The sequence below is a fragment of the Leptolyngbya sp. Cla-17 genome, from assembly GCF_016807185.1.
GTDB lineage: Bacteria > Cyanobacteriota > Cyanobacteriia > Leptolyngbyales > Leptolyngbyaceae > ULC077BIN1.
The window spans coordinates 1,361,383-1,382,873 of record NZ_JAEVYN010000002.1; the positions used below are offsets into that span (position 1 = coordinate 1,361,383).

The following is a 21,491-nucleotide window of genomic DNA, read 5'->3' on the forward strand; positions in this document are numbered from 1 at the left end:
TAAGACGAGAACTGCTATTCCAATGAGGAAGGCACCTGTATCGTCGGGCATGACTGAAACCTTTTAACTCTATTTTCAAAATAGCTTCAACAATAGTCATAGCAGTGATTGAGCATAAATACTTAGACCAAACATATTCAGAATTTACATAGAAAATTTATGGACTAATTTGTATAATTAGCAGATAGTAAAGAAACGTAAACTCTGTTCATACTTTAATTATTCTGAATTTTTCTGATTCAGGCTAATTAGGGTTTGACTGAAAAACCTCTTAAGCACTCGTATCTAATCTGGAGTTTTACCGTATGACCGTAGCAATGGGGCGCGCGCCTGCAAAACAAGGGCTGTTTGACGCTCTTGACGACTGGCTGAAGCGCGATCGCTTTGTCTTCATCGGCTGGTCCGGCTTACTGCTATTCCCCTGCGCCTACATGGCAATCGGCGGATGGCTAACCGGCACCACCTTCGTCACCTCCTGGTATACCCACGGACTCGCATCATCCTATCTAGAAGGCTGCAACTTTCTGACCGCAGCCGTCTCCACCCCCGCTGATAGCCTCGGGCATTCCCTTCTGTTCTTGTGGGGACCCGAGGCTCAAGGTGACCTGACTCGCTGGTTCCAACTCGGCGGTCTTTGGGCCTTCGTTGCCTTGCATGGTGCATTTGCCCTCATCGGCTTCTGCCTGCGCCAAATCGAAATCGCTCGCTTAGTGGGCATTCGTCCTTACAACGCGATCGCGTTCACCGGACCGATTGCTGTGTTTGTCTCCGTCTTCTTAATCTATCCCTTGGGACAATCGAGCTGGTTCTTTGCACCCAGCCTGGGCGTAGCGGGCATCTTCCGATTCATCCTGTTTGTTCAGGGCTTTCATAACTTCACCCTCAACCCCTTCCACATGATGGGCGTTGCCGGCATCTTGGGCGGTGCATTGCTCTGCGCCATCCACGGAGCCACGGTTGAAAACACCTTGTTTGAAGATGGCGAAGGCTCCAACACCTTCACCGCTTTCTCGCCCACTCAGGCCGAAGAAACCTACTCCATGGTGACCGCGAACCGCTTTTGGTCACAAATCTTTGGCATCGCCTTTTCCAACAAGCGCTGGTTGCACTTCTTCATGTTGTTTGTGCCAGTCACGGGATTGTGGATGGCATCGATTGGTATCATCGGTTTAGCGCTCAACCTGAGAGCGTATGACTTTGTTTCACAGGAAATCCGGGCAGCGGAAGACCCTGAGTTTGAAACGTTCTACACCAAGAATATTCTGCTCAATGAAGGCATCCGCGCTTGGATGGCTCCTCAAGACCAGATTCACGAAAACTTTATCTTCCCTGAAGAAGTATTACCTCGCGGGAACGCTCTCTAAGGATTGGACGGTTTTTTACTCAAAAAGCCTTCGTTTTTATGATGGAGGCTTTTTATTTTTTCCAGTAACCTCTGCAACCTGTTGAGTCGCTTGTTTTCAAAGCGATCGCATTCTATAAAATTGTGTTATCTTAAGTTCAGGTGTTCTTAGAAACACCAAATTGCAAACCCTTGAAACTTACCGTTCAGGAATAAGGAGGTGATGCCCATGCCAGATAGTAGTAAAACCATGGGTCGTCAGACTGGAAAAAGCCAACTGCGCGCCGGAGCCATTCTCTAGCCGATAGTTTAATGTTTTGGAAGGCTCCAGAGTCGACTTAAATTTAAGTTACGCAAGAGTTTCTTCCGGCAGTTAGGTTCAGTTCGATGACCCGCTACACCGCTCTTACCTTATCTAGGTGAGAGCGGATAGTTTTTTAAAGGGGATTTCAATCTCATCAACGCGATCGCCTTAAAAACTAGAATATATTTGAGCATTTAGAATATTTCAGTAGAGCTTTTGCATGAATAGTTCGTGGACTCGAAGCTTTAGATCAAAATATCGTCGGGAACCTGTACTCAGCTTTGCAGCAACAGCTGGTGCAGTGAATGTTGTAATTGGCGGATTAAGTACCCATTGGGTGTTGATGTCACTAGGTTTAGGCACTGTCGGCATGGCGATCGCCCTTGGTTGGTGGCAACTTCAGAGCCGTAAATCCACCACGCTTTTCAAGCGTGTCCCAAATCGCACGCCACTGTATGCGTTACCATCTTCCGCTTCTCGTCCAACATTGCCTTTGTTAAGCATTCCTAAAAAGAAACCACCTGGTCAGTAATTTGTTAAGACGATTGCGTTGCTAACCAATGGGCACAACCAATTTATCTAAAGACTAGGAGCGTCTATGCCAACTTTGGCAAATCAAAAAATGGTTGGAGAGTTGTTCGGGTACTGCGGTAACTGACGCGCTCAAGTTGAAACTTGACAAAAGAAAGGGGAAGCTGATTCGCCTCCCCACTTTGGTTTTTCTGATTTTTGTTGTCTTGACTGTCTGCTTGATTGTCTGTCTGTTCCTTCAGCTTTTTTCGCAGTGCTTGAAACTGCTTTTTTCGCTGACGCTGACGAGCAGATCCACCCCGTCCTTTATCGTTTCGTCCTTCTTTACGGGGCGATTCCCACCGTTTAAGTTGTCGTGCCATTGGCATTTCCTAGTTGAAAATGACTCTAAGCTGATAGATACAGTTTGCCTTAAGCGTTTTACAGAGGTCGCAAATAATTTTTCCTTCCCCTATTTCCAGTCCCTTGCCCCTAATCGACTAAAATAGCCAGGAATCCTTTTACGCGATCGCGAGTGCCCTTATGAACTCCGCTTGGCAAACCCTGACGCTATCCACTTTGCCACTTCAGCAATGGCTCAATGCCAGCTACTTGCATTATCTCGTTGGTCCGCTGCGGCAGTGGCGACGGGGGAGCTGGGTGATGCGCTGGGCAAACGAGATCGGCGGAGCACTAGTCATGCTGGTCTTTGCGCTGGCTCCTTTTGTTAACAATGAGCTAGTTGCTGTACTTCTAGCGGCTTGTGGAGCCTACTGGGTTTTATTGACGCTCTCAGAAGATGAGCAAGAAATAAAGGCGTTGGAGGCTGATTTGCCACTCGCCCCTCGTCGCCCCCCTCTCGCCACTCCGATTCACGTTCTCGTGCTGCTCTATTGGTCAGCCGTGTCGATCGCAACGGCAATGTCTCCCGTGAAAAAGGCGGCTTTTGTAGGTTGGCAAAAGCTAACGCTTTATCTCCTATTTTTTGCGTTGGTGGCGCGGATATTGCGATCTCCCCGCATTCGTTCTTGGGTAATTGCGGTTTACTTGTTAGCCGCTTTAGCAGTGAGTGTGTACGGCTTGCAGCAATGGTTCTCTGGCACAGCAGCATTGGCAACCTGGGTTGATCCCGCTTCGCCGCTTTCCAAAACAACGCGGGTGTATAGCTATCTGGGTAACCCAAACTTGCTGGCAGGATACTTAATTCCTGCGATCGCGTTTAGCGTTGCAGCGGTGTTTGTCTGGCAAAGCTGGATGCAAAAAGCACTGGCTGCCGTAATGGTAGTCGTCAATAGTGTGTGCTTGGCGCTGACCTTTAGTCGAGGTGGCTGGATTGGGATTGTAGTCGCCGTTGGCGTATTGCTGCTGCTGCTGGCGCACTGGTGGAGTATTTATCTACCGCGATTTTGGCGACGGTGGGCATTGCCAATCGTGCTGGGAAGTGCTGCGGTCGTAGTGATTTTGGCGATGCTCGTGGTCGAACCCTTGCGCGATCGCGTAGGCAGCATGTTTGCCGGACGGGGTGACAGTAGCAACAACTTTCGGATTAATGTCTGGCTGGCAGTCATTGAAATGATTAAAGATCATCCTATTTGGGGCATTGGTCCTGGTAATGTTGCCTTCAACAAAATCTATCCTCTCTACATGAAGGCGCGTTATTCTGCCCTGAGCGCTTATTCCATTCTTCTAGAAGTGATTTTAGAAGCCGGAATTATTGGATTCACTTGCTTTGTATGGCTGCTAACAGTGACCATAGCCCAAGGCTGGGACGCGATCCAACGGCTGCGTCAAGCGAGCGATTCCCATAGGGATCGTTTCACGAATCGCGATGGTTTGTGGCTGATTGCGGCGATCGCGTCTCTCTTCGGCATGATTGCTCACGGTCTAGTTGATACGGTGCTGTATCGCCCTGAAGTTAACACCCTTTGGTGGCTGATGTTTGGCATAATTGCCAGCTACTACATGCCGAGACAAATAGAAGTGGGAACTGAGGAGTAGAGAATCAAATGCGAGAACTGTAATGGTTTTCAATTTCTTCTCCAACTAAAGTAATTATTATGTTGCAAGCAATCGTAGGGCATTGGTCAGGGAAATGTCGTTAGAGTAAGCTAAAGCCGACTGGGCGGCTATAATTTCTGTTTAGAAATTGAGAGTACTTGTCTGCTTTGAGTTTTATTTCCTATTGATATCTACGAAATGGCATACAACTACTCAAAGCTAGATGAGGATAATCTTAAATGGTTTCCCAACGACAATTCGTGTGCGACACTACGCACGATAAAAGTATTGCATGGACAGATACGAGGTCTTAGAAAAGCCACTGTAGACTTTTGTTATCCAATAACAGCAATAGCTGGGTGCAATGGGTCTTGTAAAACTACAGTCCTTGCATTATCAGCTTGTGCTTTCCACAACACATCTAGCGGCTTTAAATTGTCTGGGAGAAAGCAGCCATATTACACTTTTTCAGATTTTTTTGTCCAGACAAAAGAAGAGGTTGCACTGGGAAATATAATAGTTGGCTACGAAATCCTTCACGATAGATGGAAGGGAGGCAAGGCTGGAGCAGCTTGGCAACATCGTATTAAAAAATCAGGAGGTCGTTGGAATAACTATGACTCTAGAGCAAGGCGTACTGTTGTATTTCTTGGAGTTGAGCGAATTGTCCCACATTCGGAAAGAAGCGTATCTAAGAGTTATCGAGGTAAATTCAAGTCGGGAACCGATCACGGCTGGGAAGATAATGTTCGCGAGATTGTGGGCAGAATTCTTGGAACTGACTACATCAGTTTCAGTTATAGGCGACATTCAAAATACCGTTTACCTGTCGTAGCTAAAAAAGATCAGAAAATTTATTCTGGCTTCAATATGGGAGCAGGAGAACACTCTTTATTTGAGCTATTTTCAATCATTTATGAATGTCCTGATGGATCTCTAATTTTGATCGACGAAATAGAACTTGGTCTTCATGAGAAGGCTCAGGAAAATTTAATCAAAGAATTGAAAGAAGTTTGTAAAAAGCGTAAATTCCAGATCATTTGTACAACTCACTCTTCTCGTATTCTTGAATGTTTGCCACCGGAAAGTAGAATTTTCCTTGAACGCAGTGGGGTTGAGACCGTCATCATACCTGGGATTTCGCCAGCTTATGCAACTGGTAAGCTTTCAGGTCGTCGAAATGTTGAGTTGGATATTTTAGTAGAAGACGAAGCAGCAAAATTAATACTTGAAACAGTTTTGGATAAAGAGCTTCGCTCCCGCACACATGTTTTACCTATTGGTTCAGCCGCCGCAGTTATGCGGCACCTCGCTGCAAGATACAAGGAAACCAAACATAAAAAAGACAAAATATTAGAAGTATGTGTGTTCCTTGATGGAGATAAGTCATCGAAGAAGATTGAGCAGATTAATCTGTTTATAAAAGCTCTAGAGAATCCTACTGAACAACAAAAATCTAAGGAATGGGTAGAAGAACGTCTGCTGTTTCTACCAGGTGATGAATGGCCCGAATCTTGGATTGTTAAACCTAACGATAGAAACCCTTTTTATGAGAGATTTGAGAGAGAACTGCAAATGTCAATAGCGGAAGTCGATGATTTATTAGATTCTGCATCTAGGGCTGGTAAGCATAATGAGTTCCGTGAAGCAGCAAAAATCCTAACGCTTGGTGAGACGGTTGTGGCAAGTCACTTAATAAAGAGTGCTTTTGATTCTGCCCCAGAAGAGTCACAGAGACTTATTGGATTTATTCGAGAATTTCTTAATAGATGAAAGACACTACAACGCAACATAGATAGCCCTATTGAAACAGACTGAAGGAAAACCTTGTGATGACGCAGAGGCTACTTGAAACCGCTCAATAGAACATTAATCTAATTCCATCATGAATACTCTCGACCAGGTGTTAGAAAAGGCTTTGCAACTGTCCTACGAACAGCAGGAAATACTGATTAAGATTCTGCAAAATCGTCACCACGAAAGTCGTCGTGCAGAAATGGCTGCGGATGCCCAACAGAGCTTAGCTGATTTTCGTGCAGGCAAATTTCGACCCCAATCAGCCAGGTATGTGATTACAGAGTTATGTCAATGTTTAGATAAGTCAAAAGCCTGAAATCACTGCTTCTAATGTCTCTCGGCAATGCCCTCCCAAAGTTTTTGCGGTAGTTGTTTCAGTACGCGTTGAAAGGGCGCTGGATCGTTTAGCCCCTGAGCTAAGATCAGTGCCCCTTGAATGGCAATCACACCATCTTCTCCTCGCTGCTGGGCGATCGCGCTGTCCATTCCCGCTTCAACTAATACGGCGGCGATCGCATCAATCCACGACTTTAACAAGAGTTGCACTTTATCTTGAAACACATCCTTCGCTGAACCGAGCAGTAAGGCAGCCAGTAGACAAGGTTTTTGACCATCCTGGTAAACACTGGCGATGCGATCGCACATGCGCCCTAAACGCTTTCTGGCATTGCCTTCACCGCGAACTGCCTCCAAAGTAATTTGCTCTAAACCCTGTTCTAGATCTGCCAACACAGTTTCTACCATCTCATCCTTGCCGCCCGGAAAATGATGGTAAAGACTGGCTTTTCCTAACCCTGTTGCCTGCGAAATTTTGGATAGCGTCACGCCATCGTAGCCAAACTGTCGGAACAGATCTAGCAGAAAGGGTACATAAGTTTGCTTAGACATCGTCGCAACCCGTGAAAAAAGTTTAATTCATCTATTGACAATCATACCGAACGTTCAGTACAGTTTCTCTATACCGAACGAACGGTACACGAATTGGATTTTTCCTAAGCGACTATTCTTTTTCACGAAATCTAGAGGATTCAACCCATGATTAAGCTCTATGGTCACGAACTATCCGGCAATAGCTACAAAGCCCGACTGTTTTTGTCCTTGTTGAAGCTGGAATTTGACTGGATCACCGTCGATTTAATGAAAGCAGAGCACAAAGGGGCAGCACATTTGGCGCGAAATTCTTTTGGACAGGTGCCTGTGTTGGTGGATGGAGAGGTCACCCTGCCTGATGCCCAGGCAATTTTGGTTTATTTGGCGCGTCAGTATGGAGGTGAAGAATGGCTGCCAAGTGAAGCTCTACCGCTGGCGCAAGTCATTCGTTGGCTCTCAACAGCAGCAGGGGAAGTTCGGCAGGGTCCTGAAAATGCGCGGCTTCATTACTTGTTTGGCGTAACCGCTGTTGAGATTGAACGGGCAACTCAGAAATCAGAGTTCATTCTGACGCAGTTGAACCAGCATTTGGAGACGCGCACCTGGTTAGAGTTTGAGCGCCCAACGATCGCTGATATTGCGATCTTTCCTTATGTGGCTCTAGCACGTGACGGCAAAATCAACCTGGATGCCTACACCGACGTGCTGGCGTGGATCGAACGAGTCAAGCAATTGCCTGGTTATATTCCCATGGCAGGCTTGTAGATAGGTTTAAGAGCATCACAACAGCGTGATAAAGGAAAATGAACCATGGCAACTCCAGGCTGGTTACAAGCAGAATCGCCCTTCCACGTGGGTGAACGGGCAATTCAAGCCCGACTAGGAATACAAAACCAAATGGACAAGCAGGGACGGCAAGTGATTCGGGACTATCTCGCCGATCAACATCGTCAGTTTTTTGCTCAACTGCCTTACCTAATTGTGGGCACGGTGGATGGATCAGATTCTCCTTGGGCCTCCATTCTGGTGGGAAAACCGGGCTTTCTCTCCTCGCCAGACAATCGCACCTTACGAGTAACCGCAAAACCGCTGTTTGGCGAGCCGCTAGTCACGACCCTTGCGGACGGCATTGACATCGGCTTACTGGGAATTGAACTGCACACGCGCCGCCGCAATCGACTGAATGGCACCGTTGCAGCAATGGATGCAGATGGCTTTGTTATTCAAGTAGGGCAAAGTTTTGGCAACTGCCCCCAATACATTCAAACCCGGATGGTTGAGCTGAATGATTTTGATCCGCTAGTGTCTAAACCAATTCAGGCGATCGCAACACTGGGCACTCCCGAACGCAAGCTGATTGCCGCCGCTGGTACTTTCTTCATTGCGACTGCCTATCAAGCTGCTTCAGCCGGAACTGCCAGCGGTGTAGACGTATCTCATCGGGGCGGCAAACCCGGTTTTGTGCGAATCGACGATGCCCAAACTTTAACCGTGCCAGATTTTTCGGGCAATGGTCACTTTAATACTTTCGGTAACCTGGAGCTAAATCCGCGTGCGGGTCTGCTGTTTATCGATTTTGAGCAGGGTGATTTGCTCTATCTTACCGGCACTGCTGAGGTGATCTGGAAAGGGGCGGAAATCAGCGCCTACGAAGGAGCAGAGCGATTATTCCGTTTTCATCTTTCCAGTGGCTATCGCGTGGAGGGCGGTTTGCCTCTGGGGTAACCCGCACCCAGCTTTATTTCATTTTATGTCTAGACCCCTTAGACTGATTAAATCGTTCGTGAACGAGAGTTTTGTCCATGAAAGATTTTAGTCAACTGCTAGCTGACAGAACAGAAACAATTACAGCTCAATGGGTCGAGGCCGTTGTTCGCGATCGCCTAATTGCCAGCACGAATGATCTTTCTCGCAATGCCATTCGCGATCATATTCCGCATGTGCTAGAAGCCATGGTGACGGTATTAGCGGAAGATCAAACTAACGATGTTGAGGCGATCACTCAAGTGAGCTTTCTGCACGGAGCTTTGAGAGCGGAACAAGGCTTTGACCCGACGGAAATTGTGCGCGAATATCATTTATTGCGGACACTCATTTTGACAAACCTGCAAGATGAGTTACTGAAAGGAACCACAATAGAACTGTTTCGAGCGATGTCGTTGATATCGGCTGTGGTTGATGCCGCAATCGCTCAGTGCTTCAAGAGCTATGTGCAAGAACGAGTCCGAGAGCTAGAACAGCTTCAAAGTCAGCTTACATTAACTGTGCAAGAGCTAAATCGGTTGATTCGGGCAAATCAAGAAAACCTGTCTATGCTAGCGCATGAGCTAAAAACGCCGCTTAACTCCATTATTGGCTACGCTGAATTATTTTTGCGACAACAGCGCCGAATCGAAGTAAAAGATACAGCGCCAAATATTGACCACATTGAGCGGGTGTTGCGGAATGGTCGTCAACTCCTGCATTTGATTAATGATGCGCTTGAGCTAGCGCGATCGGATGCTAACAAAATACAGGCTCATCCAGCATTAGTTGATGTTCAGGAAATTCTTCAAGCTGTGGTTGAAGTGATTCAACCGCTGGTTGATGCTCGTAGCTTAAAATTTGTGTTGGCTTGCGATAACGCTCCTGAGGAAGTGCTGACCGATGGATTTAGGCTTCAGCAGGTGCTAATCAATTTACTCAGTAATGCGATTCGCTATACCGAAGCGGGCAGCATTACTTTGGCTTGTCGATCGCTAGAGAACGACACTTGGGAAGTTGCGGTTACGGATACTGGTATCGGCATTGCTGTAGAAGAGCAATCCCAAATTTTTGAGCCTTTCTATCAAGTCACCTCACCTCGTCAACCTCCCCTTCCTGATAGCACGGGTTTAGGATTGGCGATCGTGGCTCAACTTGTGAAACTACTACAGGGCGAAATTCATCTTACTTCCCAGGTTGGTATGGGTTCAACCTTTGCGATCATATTGCCCCAGACCATGGTGGTAGATAGTTTCGATCCTCAAGTTGTAGCTTTAGGTTAACTAAACTGCCTCACGCGATCGCGAGGTTCGTATTGCAAAAACTTCAATTGAGCAACGTTTGAATACGGTTTAACAACCTGTCAAAATCAATTGGCTTACGAATAAGATCCTCGTCTTCTACCTTTGACTCTGCCATTGCAGCCTGATCATTACCCGTAACTAGCAATATTGGCATCGATAATTTTAGATTGTGGCGAACCTGCTGAACAACTTCATACCCACTCATTCCGGGCATCATTACATCTAGCAATATCAGGGCGGGGGGATGTGCCGCAATCTTTTTTAAGGCGATCGCACCACTGTTGGCAACGTCAGTCTGATAGCCTTCCGATTCCAGAAATGTTTGAAGCAAGTCGGAATTATCAACAATATCGTCAACAACCAGAATATGTTTCATGAAAAATTCAATAGTAAAAACCTTGAGTACGATTGATAAAGGTTGTGACTGATGAGAATTGCAATCCCTGATTAAAAGTAAACTCCAAGCTAACTGTTGAAAGTCAATTTAATGGCGTTTTATTGTGCGATCGCGGGTAAATGGATGGTAAATACACTGCCTTTTCCGGGTTCAGATTGAAGCTGAATGTTTCCTTGATGCGATTCAATAATTCGACGTGACAAATAAAGCCCTAAGCCGCTGCCTGCTCGCTTATGGTTTCCCTGACGAAATCGCTTAAATAATGCTTGCTGCTCTTCTAATGCAATTCCAGTGCCACTATCACTCACTTCAAGCCGGATTGAAGGCATAGTAGGATTGCTGCCTGTTGCAGTGTCCACTGCCATCGGTTCAACCAAGCGAACCTTTACCCATCCCTTATCAGTAAACTTAATTGCATTGCCAACCAAATTAGTCAAAACGCGGCGCAACTCCAGGCGATCGCCCATGACGGTGGCGGCATCTTGCAAATTTTCACTCTTTTCAATCTCGGTCTTATCTATCTCAGCAATGAGCGTCAAACCTCGGTCTGTTGCTAAAGGTGATAATTCATGAACCACCTCATCCACAATCTCCCGCAGATTGCAGGGCACAAAGGTAAGTGTTTTTGAGCCAGCATCATGCCGATATACTTCTAGTAAAGTGTTGACCATTTGCAACAGATTACTGTTGCTCTTGACCATGCTACCTACCGCTTCACTCATATCGTCTGATAGCGGACCCAACACCTCTTGATGAAACAATCCCAGCATTCGATCTGCTGCAACTAAAGGAGTTCGCAAGTCGTGAGTCAACCGCATGACAAAATCATCTTGCTGGCGCACCATACGGTCTCGTTCATCAATGCTACGTTTGAGCCGCATTAGCGATCGCACTCGCGCCAAGAGTTCATCTACATCCACAGGTTTGCGAATAAAATCATCCGCTCCCATATCCAATCCTTTCACTACGCTGGATCGCTCATCCGCCGTAATCAGTAGAATCGGAATATAGGGAAGATGATCTGCATCTTGACGAATTCGCCGAGTCACCTCATAGCCATCCATTCCGGGCATCATGACATCTAACAAAATCAAATCTGGTAGAAGTTCCTCAACCTTCTCTAAAGCTGTCTTGCCATTCTCGGCTAATGCAACTTCATATCCACCATATTCCAACGTTGTTTGTATCAAAAATCGGTTATCAGCCGAGTCGTCAACTACTAAAATATTCCCTGTAAGAACCTGATTGGCAAGCATATGTTTTTCAAAAAGCCCGTTAAATACTTTTTTAAGTAATTACCTTCCACCCTAAAAGCTAGCTTGTTTAATACTGAATAGTCAGTACCAATTGGTCAAACATTATACGACTCATCAGTTTGTCAAGTTGCTACTAATTATTCTGCTAATGGACATAACTTCAGCTAGCCTATAAAGAGCTTTGATAATCTGGGTCTGTCCAACATTGGGGCAAATTTTCGTCGGATGGAAAAGTTAAGTTAGCTTTGTCAAATTCCTCAGGATCTTGTTCTTCCTGCCCATCTTGAATCCTTCCAGAAATAGTCGGCTTCATTGGATTGATTACAGCTTCAGCATCCAAAACTTTGATGAGCGCACCGTCTTTCTTACTCTTCAAAAACATTTTTTTAATCCAAAAGCAATAGTTTAAGTCATTAATTTATCGCTAAATTAATTCATCATTGAGCATAGACCATTCGGTCGATCAGTTTTTCTATCTTAAGTAGCATTTATTTTATACACGCATCACCATGTTTTATAACTGCTCAGTTTTGTTCTGCTTTAAGGTTGCTTGATTGCCCACTCCATCAATCCGTAATAAATAAGTCATCCCGGCTGCGAACAAACAGACCCACACTAGCAGGAAAAGCAAGGTCGTCTCGCCCCCCGCTTTTCTGATAAACGGCAGTGTAAATGTGCCTAAGATGGCTCCGGCTTTGGCGATCGCGCCTGCAAACCCCGCTCCAGTGGCGCGAATGGATGATAGAAACACTTCGCCAGATAGTAAAAAGGTGGTGGAGTTGGGACCCATGTTCATCATCAGGTTATAGATGAGGAAGCCTAGGAATATAACGGCTAAATTCCATCTGGGCGGCAAATGAAGTAGGCTGGCGATCGCCAAAATGGTTAAGCCGATCGCCATTCCTAAAAAGCCGATGATTTGTAGACGAATGCGACCCAGGCGATCGACCAGCAGCACTGCCAACAAGAAACCTGCAACCAAAAACAGATCCACAATTGCGGAACCTTGAGCAGCGGCGAATTCTCTCGCTAATAGGCTGTCTTCGGTCGTGAACGCCAGCGCTGCCAAAATAACGGGCGTAAAGATACCAATGCCATAGGTCGCAATGTCTTGCAAAAACCAGGGAATAGAAGCAAACAGCGTGTTGCGGCGATAGGCAGATGAGAACAAATCGGCAAAGGCAAGTTTGGGTGTTTGATTGGGTGGGTCGGTATCTGGCGTAAGGACGATCGCCTGCTCTAGTAAAATCGACGCGGCTTTAGAAGCGGATTTATAGTCGCCTCGCGCTAAATAGTAGCTGGGGCTTTCTAGCAAAAAGCTGAACCGTAAAATGCCGACCGAGATCGCCAACACCAACCCGACTCCTAACATCCAGCGCCATGCATAGGCGATCGCAGGCTGGATTGAATCGGGATATAGCGCTTGAAACCCATAGATCACGACCAGTCCCGTCACCGCCCCTAACAGTGCCCCCACTGCCTGAAAGGTAAACGCCCCAATCACCATGCGACCGCGCAATCGAGCCGGCACATTCTCCGTGATGTAAGCAACGCTAATGGGATAGTCGGCTCCGATCGCCACGCCGACCAAAAACCGGAAGACAATCAGGGATGTTGCATTCCAGGCAATCACCGTTCCTGTTGTTGCGACCAAAAACAGGATTATATCCACAATCAGCATTCGCTGCCGCCCCACGCGATCGGTGATCGATCCCAAAATCAGCGACCCCACCAGTGACCCCGCCAAAGCTGCCACGGCGATCGCGCCAACTTCCGCCGTACCCAAACCAAAATCTTGCTGTAAAAAAGGAAGGGCAACGCCAATAATGAAAAAATCGAAGCCATCCAGCGCAATCAAACCAGCGGATAATGCCCACAACCACTTCATCGGACGGGTGAGATCAGAGGCATCTAGCCGTTGCTCAAAGGACAGATTAGGGGCGATCGGGTCAGAATTTGGAACCATGAAACGTTTCTATTTATGTAAGGTGCAAGGTATGGAAAAACTTTCGTTACAATCTCTTCAAATGTCATCGGAAGCTGATGTTAAAATCAGGGACTATCTAGCTAAATGCTGATGAAATGGACAATCTAGAAGTCATAGGCTTGACTTTGACCGAGATTTTCTCGACAGAAAATCAAAATCCACTCTAGACTGGGCTTCAAGCATTAATGCAGCATTCGATACAAAAACATCTGAAGACTGACGAGGATATTTCTGTGCAACTTCAACGTGTCGCGGTTCAACGGGCAACGGGCGCTTACGCATTAATGGATAGCTTAAAGCGCCATGGTGTGACTGACCTTTTTGGTTATCCTGGTGGTGCCATTCTGCCGATTTATGATGAGCTTTACCGCTTTGAGGCCCGTGGGGAACTTCGGCACATTTTAGCGCGGCACGAACAGGGCGCTGCTCATGCCGCAGATGGATATGCCCGTGCCACTGGCAGAGTGGGTGTGTGTTTCGCGACTTCTGGTCCCGGTGCCACTAATCTAGTGACTGGAATTGCCACGGCTCACATGGACTCGATCCCAATGGTGTTCATTACCGGGCAGGTTCCTCGCCATGCGATCGGCACGGATGCCTTTCAAGAAACCGACATTTACGGCATTACACTGCCGATTGTGAAACATTCCTACGTCGTGCGTGACCCGAGAGACATGGCGCAAACGATCGCCGAAGCCTTTTATGTGGCTAGCACAGGTCGTCCCGGTCCAGTTTTGGTAGATATTCCCAAAGATGTGGGCGCAGAAGAATTTGACTATGTGCCTGTGGAAGCTGGATCTGTCAAAATGCCGGGTTATCGTCCGACCGTGAAGGGGCATCCAAATCAGATTGCCAATGCGCTGCGGTTGATTCGTGAGGCAAAACAGCCGTTGCTGTATGTGGGCGGGGGGGCGATCGCTGCCAATGCCTATGCGGAAATTCAGCAGTTAGCAGAATTGTTCAACTTGCCTGTTACGACTACATTGATGGGCTTGGGTTCCTTTGATGAACACCATCCGTTGTCAGTCGGTATGTTAGGAATGCACGGCACGGCTTATGCCAACTTTGCTGTGATGGAATGCGATTTGCTAATCGCGGTGGGTGCCCGCTTTGACGACCGGGTGACGGGCAAGCTGGATGAATTTGCAGCGCGCGCCAAGGTAATTCATATTGACATTGACCCGGCAGAAGTGGGCAAAAATCGTGCCCCTGATGTGCCCATTGTGGGAGATGTCCGCAACGTTGTAATTGACATGCTGCGTCGTAGTAAAGAGGATGGCGACAGATTTGAAAGCGATCGCAATCGAGCGTGGCTGAACCGCATCAATCTGTGGCGGGAAGATTACCCTTTGGTTGTGCCGCACTATGCGGATAGCCTCTCGCCTCAAGAGGTGATTGTGGAAGTCGCCACTCAAGCACCCCACGCCTACTACACCACCGATGTGGGGCAGCACCAAATGTGGGCAGCCCAGTTTCTTAAAAACGGTCCTCGTCGCTGGATTTCTAGTGCAGGATTGGGCACCATGGGCTTTGGGATGCCGGCGGCGATGGGTGCCAAGGTGGCATTGCCCGATGAAGAGGTTATCTGTATCAGCGGCGATGCTAGCTTTCAAATGAACCTGCAAGAACTGGGAACTTTGGCACAATACGGCATTGCTGCAAAAACGATCATCATCAACAATGGCTGGCAGGGCATGGTGCGCCAGTGGCAAGAGGCATTCTACGACGAGCGCTATTCTCAATCCAACATGCTGCCCAGTATGCCCGATTTTGCCAAGCTGGCAGAAGCATTTGGCATTAAGGGAATGGTTGTTCGATCGCGCGATGAGTTAAAGGGCGCGATCTCAGAACTGCTGGCGCATCCAGGTCCCGTGCTGATGGATGTGCGGGTAAAGCGGGATGAAAACTGCTATCCCATGGTGCCCGCCGGGAAAAATAATGCCCAGATGGTTGGCTTACCGGAACACAAACACCTCGAAAAAACTCCACAATTAGTTCATTGCACCAGTTGTGGTGCAAAGATCCTTTCCACAAACCGCTTCTGCTCTGAATGCGGCACCAAAGCATAGAAATCGATCGGATAATCAAACGAGGGTGGGCATTGCTCACCCTTTTTGCTGCGCTTTAACCAGATTTTGCTAAAGGTAGTGACTGAGGGCGATCGCCCCCATAGTCCATCAGTCAAGTTCTGACAGTGCTTACCGTTTTAGCCACCAGATGAGGAGTGCGATCCGCCAACCCCACCGCAAACCACAGCCACCAGTTCTGCATGGGGCGAGAAGACAGTGCAGCAGATGTTTTTCTTTTGGTAGGCAAGCTCTTGGTATACAAATCATCATCTTTGTGTCTCTTGGTGCCAATAGTAGGTGCCGTGCGCGGTTGAACTGCAATAATTTGATTTTGTTCTGCAATGGCGGTTTTGCATTGCTCAACCCTATAGTCTAGCTTTAGCGCTTCATAAATTGCCAATGCCTGTTGAAAGCTCTGCAACGCCTCATAATGCTGATTGAGCCGAGCCAGCGCATACCCCATGTTAAACAGTGACAACCCCTCACCGTGGCGATCGCCAATCTCACGTTGAATCGTTAAGGACTGCTGACAGAACTCGATCGCTTGCGGGTATTTCCCTAAGGACTGGTACGCATTCCCCAGATTACATAACGAGTTCGCTTCACCGTTGCGATCACCAATCTCGGGTTGAATCGCTAGGGACTGCTGATAGAAGTTGATCGCCTGCGGGTATTGCCCTAAGGAAGCGTAGGCATTCCCTAGACCAATTAACGAGTTCGCTTCACCGTTGCGACCGCCAATCTCGCGTTGAATCGCTAGGGACTGCTGATAGAAGTTGATCGCCTGCGGGTATTGCCCTAAGGAAACGTAGGTATTCCCTAGACCAATTAACGAGGTAGCTTCACCGCGGCGATCACCAATCTCGCGTTGAATCGCTAGGGACTGCTGCTGGAAGTTGATCGCCTGCGGGTATTGCCCTAAGGACTGGTACGCATTCCCCAGATTACATAACGAGTTCGCTTCACCCTGGCAATCGCCAATCTCACGTTGAATCGTTAAGGACTGCTGACAGAACTCGATCGCTTGCGGGTATTTCCCTAAGGACTGGTACGCATTCCCCAGATTACATAACGAGTTCGCTTTACCGTTGCGGTCACCAATCTCGCGTTGAATCGCTAAGGACTGCTGTTGAAAGTCGATTGCCTGCGGGTATTGCCCTAAGGACTGGTACGCATTCCCCAGATTGCCTAACGAGTTCGCTTCACCGTTGCGATCGCCAATCTTGCGTTTAATCACTAGGGACTTCTGATAGAAGTCGATTGCCTGCGGGTATTGCCCTAATGACTTATATGCAATCCCCAAATTGCCTAACGAGGCAGCTTCACCATGGCAAGCGCCAATCTCGCGTGTAATCGTTAAGGACTGCTGATAGAAGTCGATTGCCTGTGGGTATTGCCCTAAGGACTCGTATGCATTCCCCAGACTTATTAACGAGTTAGCTTCACTGTTGCGATCGCCAATCTCGCGTGTAATCGCTAAGGACTGCCGATGGAAGGCGATTGCCTGTGGGTATTGCCCTAATGACTTGTATGCATTCCCCAGATTGGTGCAAACAGCGGCGTAGGTCTGCTGCTCTGGCGTAGGTTGCCAGTCGGTGTAGAGTGGGGTGTAAAGGTCAACCAGGAGTTGATAATATCCACGTCGTCGCAAAAACGCATCACAGGCAAATACGGTAGCTGCGGCATCAGCATAGTGCCCCAACTGGCACAGGTGATAGAACGTTTCTGCATATTCAGTGATGGCGGCATGGGTATCCTCTGGGGCAAATTCGGTCTGGCGCTGGCTCCAGAAATAGACAATCGCGCGTTCGTGGGCTGGGGTCAGATCAGTTCCCTGTTTTTGGACAAACTCGCGGATGCGGGGCTGAAGTTGAAACAGTCGTTGTCCATCTGGCTTGAGCTTGGGGAGTTCTTGCAGGAGCGATCGCCGCTCTAAATCATGTAAATCGGGATCGCTGACGGGTGGCTCTAGCACCAAAGCGGTTGCCAGTTCCGCCTCAAATGCCCTGCGCAAAACGCTTACCTGGGTTAAAAGATACCTCTGTGCTGGGGTGAGGCGGTCAACGCTCCACTGCAAAACCCTATCCACACTGATGTTTGCCTCCCCCCGATGCTTGCCTTCCAGTTGAAACAGATCAGTGTGCTGGCTCAAGTGACAAACCAGCCGTTCTGCGGGTTGGCGATATTCATCCCGCAGCCAGCCGGCAATCAATGACAGGGCGAGTGGATTCCCCTGGACTTGCTCCGATATTGTGGCTCGGTTTTCGATCGTGTCTGCAACTTCCAAGCTTTCCAGCAGTGCGGCTCCTTCACTGGGCGTTAAGCCCTGATCTACCGTCAGCCAGCGAGAGTGTCGCCAACCATGATACTTCTGAGGATATTCTCGCCCTGCCAGCAGCAACACACTCTCGCTACCCAAGTTCTGAAAACCATCCAGAAAATCTTCGTAGCCCCCTCGCCAGTCTCCCTCTGCCGTCAGCACCGATTCCAGGTTGTCGATCGCCAGCAAATAGCGCCCCTGCTGCAACTGCCGTAACAGTCGGGGAATCAAATCCTTTTCTTCTAGCGATCGCACCTGTTCCGGCAACACACCCAACTCTTGCAGCGATCGTTCTGCCAACGCGGAGATCGACGTGCCCGTTCGCACATCAGCCCAAAACTTACCTGCAAACCCCAGGCTCTCAGCAAACACTTTTGCCATCAACGTCGATTTGCCGATGCCGCCCTCACCCCGAATGCCAACCATCGAGACGGCTGGATCGGTTAGCCAGGTATTGAGTTGCGAGAGTTCAGTTTCCCGTCCTTGAAAGATTCGCAGATCGGGCACCGGGTCACTGTATATCAGTTGTGCAGGATTTACTTTATCGGTTCCCGATGCCGACGACTGAAGTCAAAAGGTGAATGTTGAACCTCTAAAGTCCGGTTCTCCACCTTGAATAATGATGCCCTTCTCTTGAAGCTGGGCAAAGTTGTTAATGATGGGGTGCTGAGCTTTAGCGGTTGTGGCAAGCTCCTCAATCACCTGTTTCAGTGAGACATCATCTTTAGCAGCTTCCTCAACCTTAGCAACTAGGACGGCAGTACCATAATCCTGGGGCTGCTGTTCTGCCAACTGTGGCTGCTGTGCTACGGTAGCAATGGCATCAGCCGTTTTGGGATCTTTACGCCGCAAAGCCCTGAGGAACTTGGGTATTAAGCCTCCAACCGCTTCACCGATTTTCTCGCCCGTCTTCTCAAATGCTTTAGTCGCAATTATCGTAGCGATCGCTGTTGCCGTCAGGGTCGTTATAGGTTCCACTATCAGCCGCTCCAGAGTTTAATTACTTCAGCTACCTAATTATGGCAGGTAGAATATTAGGTAAGGCAGCTTCATAACTTCATCATGGAGCCTAGGTTATGAAAATCACAATCGATCTCCCTGAAGAGCTCATTCAGCACTTTAAGCCTGATCTTCTCGCCCGTGAGATTCTAGAAGCGCTGGTGATCCAAGCCTATCAAACTGAGAAAATTACCCATGCTGAAGTGGGTCGGATTCTGGGACTACCCTCTCGCTGGGCGATCGATGCCTTTTTGAAACAGCACCTTGCTGATTTGCATTACGATGAGGCTGATTTGGAGCGCGATCGCACAACCCTCCAACAGTTACGGGCAAAGCCCACCAGTAGCGCTTCATGATCGTCGTTGCCGATACCTCACCGATCAACTATCTACTGCTCATTAACCAGATTGATCTACTGCCCCGCCTATTCCAGCAAATCATCATTCCTGATGTGGTTCGGGATGAAATGGTTGATCCAGATGCACCACCCGTGCTTCAGCAATGGATTGCGAATCCTCCTGACTGGCTCACTGTTCAACCCGTTCTCGTAACCGATACAACTCTCAACACCCTTGATTCTGGAGAACAGGCAGCGATTACCCTGGCTCAAACTTTACCCGCTGATCTGCTGATTATCGATGAACGCTTGGGACGACGGATTGCAGAAGAGCGTGGGATTTCCATAATCGGCACCCTGGGAATTTTGGATGATGCCGCAACTCAAGGTTTGATCAACCTTGCTGAAGCGATCGCACAATTGCAACAAACAAACTTTCGGGTTTCCCGTCCTATCATTCAGGCGTTGCTAAACAAACCACCGAATTAGCAAATAAACTAGAGTCCTCGAACAATAAGACTTGAAGTTAAACTGGAGCGGAACGGAAAAGCCAGCTAACATAGTCCCTGAGGTGGACGGAGTCAGTAGAGAAGTCTGAACCTTTAGTTTTGGTGTATTACTTGCTTTTGGATGCCCAACAAAATCGTCTGTAGTTGGTTAGTGAATTGTTTTTATTCTCAACTTCAGATTTATTCAGTTACCTATTTCAGGCTTGCTTGATTTTTACATTTGTCTCGCAGTTGTTTTTTCTGTTGATTTCTCCATTGTTTATTTGATGTTTAACTGGTTTCATTTGTCAGGAAAATGAGTGACTAAATTGCCAACCGTTTGACTAACGGTGATTGCTTCTGTCTCAATGCAGCAACATACTTCTCCTCATCATAGGGAGTGTTGTCCTGCCAACAGCGCCACAAAATTCTGCCCCACTTGTAAGCCAGCGATCGAATCGCTTTTTGATGACTTTTGCCCGCTTGTTTTTGCTGTTCATAGAACGCCTGTGACCAAGCCGAAAACCGTCTTGCCTGGTTGACCCATTCCACAAACGTCTGCCTCAAGAAAATCGGACAAGACCAGCGCCAGTGAACCCATCTTTTCTTCCCACTTTCCTCCTTAACCGGAGCAATCCCCACATAACTCATGAAGGCTTGTGCAGAAGTGAAACGGGAACGATCTTCTCCAAACGCCACGAGTAATCGGGGTGCTAAATGGGGACCTGCTCCTGGCAACTCGGCAAATAAGGGCGCATCCGGGAGTGCCTCAAACAAGTGGGCAATGGTGTCATTAAAGCGGGTTAGTTGTTGGATGATGACCTTCAAAAGAGCAACCAGTGCCAGTGTCAAGGCTTGCGCGGGCACGACGATCGCCTCGTCTGGTGTCAAGGGTGGACCTGCATCTTGGATTTGTTGGATGCGACGGGTGATCGCGGTGCGCCTGACCACCGTATGAGAGCGAAAGAACAAGGTCAACTGCTGTGAGGTAGCCGCTTGAGCAGATTTGACATCCGGGAACTGTTGGAGGAAGTCACAGAACAGGCGGGTGTCCTTATCCTCAAACCAATCGAGGACTTGAGGGAAATAGGACTTGAGAGAGGCAGTGATGCGATTGGTCAATCTGACCTTCTCTTGCACTAACATCCGGCGCGACTCCACCCATTGTCTGAGGGCGCGGATTTGAGGACAGCCTGTCACCCAGCGTTCTAATTTCTCGGGATGCTTCTGCATCAGTTCGACCAAGATGCGGGCATCCACCGGGTCTGACTTAGCCCGAGAAGGTTGGAAGGCTTTGCGGTAGTTTGCCACCGTGCGAGGATTAATCGGAAACAACACTAAATTGTCATACTGACAGAGAGCATAGAGCAAGGGACCTCGTTTCTGTTCCAGGGCAACGGCAATTTTACCCTGACCGTAACGAAGCCTGAGCTGATTGACCCAATCTAAAATGTCTTGAGGACGGGTTTGAATGACGCTCTCTTGCCAGGTGCCAGAGGCACAGTCATAGAGGGCAATATCGTGTTTCCGATCTGCCCAGTCAATGCCGATGTAAGCGACATAATCATCAGTTGTCATGGTAGATTAAAGTCCATTGATTTTGATTGAACCGAGAGAACCTGCCGCCTCCACCCGCGAAAAGATTATGGAAACGGTTACAGCCTTATTCCCTGAGAATTCGTTATTTTGTGATAAGACAAAGGCAGAGAGTCGATTCGATATGTTAGTAGTCATCGAATGACTTCTAGTGCATAGTCGTCCTCTAGCCCT

20 protein-coding genes are annotated in these 21,491 nt (G+C 48.0%); 11 read left to right on the forward strand and 9 right to left on the reverse strand.

The window, feature by feature from the left end; translation table 11 throughout:
- Window positions 1-305 precede the first annotated feature (305 nt).
- Window positions 306-1,364, forward strand: coding sequence for a photosystem II D2 protein (photosystem q(a) protein) (gene psbD, locus JOY44_RS17425; protein ID WP_171571824.1), 1,059 nt, complete (start codon window positions 306-308; stop codon window positions 1,362-1,364).
- A 502-nt stretch (window positions 1,365-1,866) separates the two neighbouring features.
- A complete protein-coding gene (locus tag JOY44_RS17430; RefSeq protein ID WP_171574876.1) occupies window positions 1,867-2,178 on the forward strand; it encodes a hypothetical protein in 312 nt (103 codons plus the stop codon).
- 64 nt (window positions 2,179-2,242) lie between these two features.
- On the opposite strand, the gene JOY44_RS17435 is transcribed toward JOY44_RS17430, so the two are convergent.
- Window positions 2,243-2,539: a hypothetical protein gene (locus tag JOY44_RS17435; RefSeq protein WP_171573856.1), complete on the reverse strand. Its 297-nt coding sequence runs from the start codon at window positions 2,537-2,539 to the stop codon at window positions 2,243-2,245.
- A gap of 160 nt (window positions 2,540-2,699) precedes the next feature.
- On the opposite strand from JOY44_RS17435, the gene JOY44_RS17440 reads away from it, so the two are divergent.
- The 3 genes from JOY44_RS17440 (at window position 2,700) to JOY44_RS17450 (ending at window position 6,267) form a co-directional block, all read left to right on the forward strand.
- Window positions 2,700-4,154 (forward strand): IctB family putative bicarbonate transporter, encoded by a 1,455-nt coding sequence (locus JOY44_RS17440; protein WP_171574877.1) that lies wholly within the window; start codon window positions 2,700-2,702, stop codon window positions 4,152-4,154.
- Window positions 4,155-4,352: 198 nt separating this feature from the next.
- Window positions 4,353-5,927, forward strand: coding sequence for an ATP-dependent nuclease (locus tag JOY44_RS17445; protein WP_171574878.1), 1,575 nt, complete (start codon window positions 4,353-4,355; stop codon window positions 5,925-5,927).
- A gap of 112 nt (window positions 5,928-6,039) precedes the next feature.
- Complete coding sequence (locus JOY44_RS17450; RefSeq protein WP_171574879.1) at window positions 6,040-6,267, forward strand: hypothetical protein; 228 nt, start codon at window positions 6,040-6,042, stop codon at window positions 6,265-6,267.
- 11 nt (window positions 6,268-6,278) lie between these two features.
- Here the strand turns inward: JOY44_RS17450 and JOY44_RS17455 are convergent, their stop codons facing one another.
- Window positions 6,279-6,839 (reverse strand): TetR/AcrR family transcriptional regulator, encoded by a 561-nt coding sequence (locus JOY44_RS17455; protein WP_171574880.1) that lies wholly within the window; start codon window positions 6,837-6,839, stop codon window positions 6,279-6,281.
- A 147-nt stretch (window positions 6,840-6,986) separates the two neighbouring features.
- Here JOY44_RS17455 and JOY44_RS17460 point away from each other — a divergent pair, with 147 nt between their 5' ends.
- The 3 genes from JOY44_RS17460 to JOY44_RS17470 all read left to right on the forward strand — a co-directional run bounded on the left by JOY44_RS17460 (window position 6,987) and on the right by JOY44_RS17470 (window position 9,847).
- Window positions 6,987-7,586: a glutathione S-transferase family protein gene (locus JOY44_RS17460; protein WP_171574881.1), complete on the forward strand. Its 600-nt coding sequence runs from the start codon at window positions 6,987-6,989 to the stop codon at window positions 7,584-7,586.
- 45 nt (window positions 7,587-7,631) lie between these two features.
- Window positions 7,632-8,546 (forward strand): pyridoxamine 5'-phosphate oxidase family protein, encoded by a 915-nt coding sequence (locus JOY44_RS17465; protein ID WP_171574882.1) that lies wholly within the window; start codon window positions 7,632-7,634, stop codon window positions 8,544-8,546.
- 77 nt (window positions 8,547-8,623) lie between these two features.
- Complete coding sequence (locus tag JOY44_RS17470; RefSeq protein ID WP_171574883.1) at window positions 8,624-9,847, forward strand: sensor histidine kinase; 1,224 nt, start codon at window positions 8,624-8,626, stop codon at window positions 9,845-9,847.
- 43 nt (window positions 9,848-9,890) lie between these two features.
- Here the strand turns inward: JOY44_RS17470 and JOY44_RS17475 are convergent, their stop codons facing one another.
- The 4 genes from JOY44_RS17475 to JOY44_RS17490 form a co-directional block, all read right to left on the reverse strand.
- Window positions 9,891-10,244, reverse strand: a complete 354-nt coding sequence (locus JOY44_RS17475; RefSeq protein WP_171574884.1) for a response regulator transcription factor — start codon at window positions 10,242-10,244, stop codon at window positions 9,891-9,893.
- 119 nt (window positions 10,245-10,363) lie between these two features.
- Window positions 10,364-11,521, reverse strand: coding sequence for a hybrid sensor histidine kinase/response regulator (locus JOY44_RS17480; RefSeq protein WP_171574885.1), 1,158 nt, complete (start codon window positions 11,519-11,521; stop codon window positions 10,364-10,366).
- A gap of 169 nt (window positions 11,522-11,690) precedes the next feature.
- Entirely contained in the window at window positions 11,691-11,903 is a 213-nt protein-coding gene (locus JOY44_RS17485) for an acetyltransferase (protein WP_171574886.1), read from the reverse strand.
- A 132-nt stretch (window positions 11,904-12,035) separates the two neighbouring features.
- Window positions 12,036-13,487, reverse strand: coding sequence for an MFS transporter (locus JOY44_RS17490; RefSeq protein ID WP_171574887.1), 1,452 nt, complete (start codon window positions 13,485-13,487; stop codon window positions 12,036-12,038).
- A gap of 254 nt (window positions 13,488-13,741) precedes the next feature.
- Between JOY44_RS17490 and ilvB the strand changes: the two genes are divergently transcribed.
- Window positions 13,742-15,577: a biosynthetic-type acetolactate synthase large subunit gene (gene ilvB, locus JOY44_RS17495; RefSeq protein ID WP_171574888.1), complete on the forward strand. Its 1,836-nt coding sequence runs from the start codon at window positions 13,742-13,744 to the stop codon at window positions 15,575-15,577.
- A gap of 112 nt (window positions 15,578-15,689) precedes the next feature.
- Here the strand turns inward: ilvB and JOY44_RS17500 are convergent, their stop codons facing one another.
- Together JOY44_RS17500 and JOY44_RS17505 are read right to left on the reverse strand one after the other, a co-directional pair.
- The gene (locus JOY44_RS17500; RefSeq protein WP_171574889.1) at window positions 15,690-18,404 is read right to left on the reverse strand and encodes a tetratricopeptide repeat protein; all 2,715 of its coding nucleotides are present in this window, start codon (window positions 18,402-18,404) and stop codon (window positions 15,690-15,692) included.
- A gap of 63 nt (window positions 18,405-18,467) precedes the next feature.
- A complete protein-coding gene (locus JOY44_RS17505; protein WP_197985533.1) occupies window positions 18,468-18,875 on the reverse strand; it encodes a hypothetical protein in 408 nt (135 codons plus the stop codon).
- A 98-nt stretch (window positions 18,876-18,973) separates the two neighbouring features.
- On the opposite strand from JOY44_RS17505, the gene JOY44_RS17510 reads away from it, so the two are divergent.
- Window positions 18,974-19,252 (forward strand): UPF0175 family protein, encoded by a 279-nt coding sequence (locus tag JOY44_RS17510; protein ID WP_171574890.1) that lies wholly within the window; start codon window positions 18,974-18,976, stop codon window positions 19,250-19,252.
- Window positions 19,249-19,722, forward strand: a complete 474-nt coding sequence (locus tag JOY44_RS17515; protein ID WP_171574891.1) for a DUF3368 domain-containing protein — start codon at window positions 19,249-19,251, stop codon at window positions 19,720-19,722. The genes JOY44_RS17510 and JOY44_RS17515 overlap by 4 nt, the downstream gene beginning before the upstream one ends.
- A gap of 323 nt (window positions 19,723-20,045) precedes the next feature.
- On the opposite strand, the gene JOY44_RS17520 is transcribed toward JOY44_RS17515, so the two are convergent.
- Entirely contained in the window at window positions 20,046-21,299 is a 1,254-nt protein-coding gene (locus JOY44_RS17520) for an IS110 family transposase (RefSeq protein WP_171574892.1), read from the reverse strand.
- Window positions 21,300-21,491: the final 192 nt, after the last annotated feature.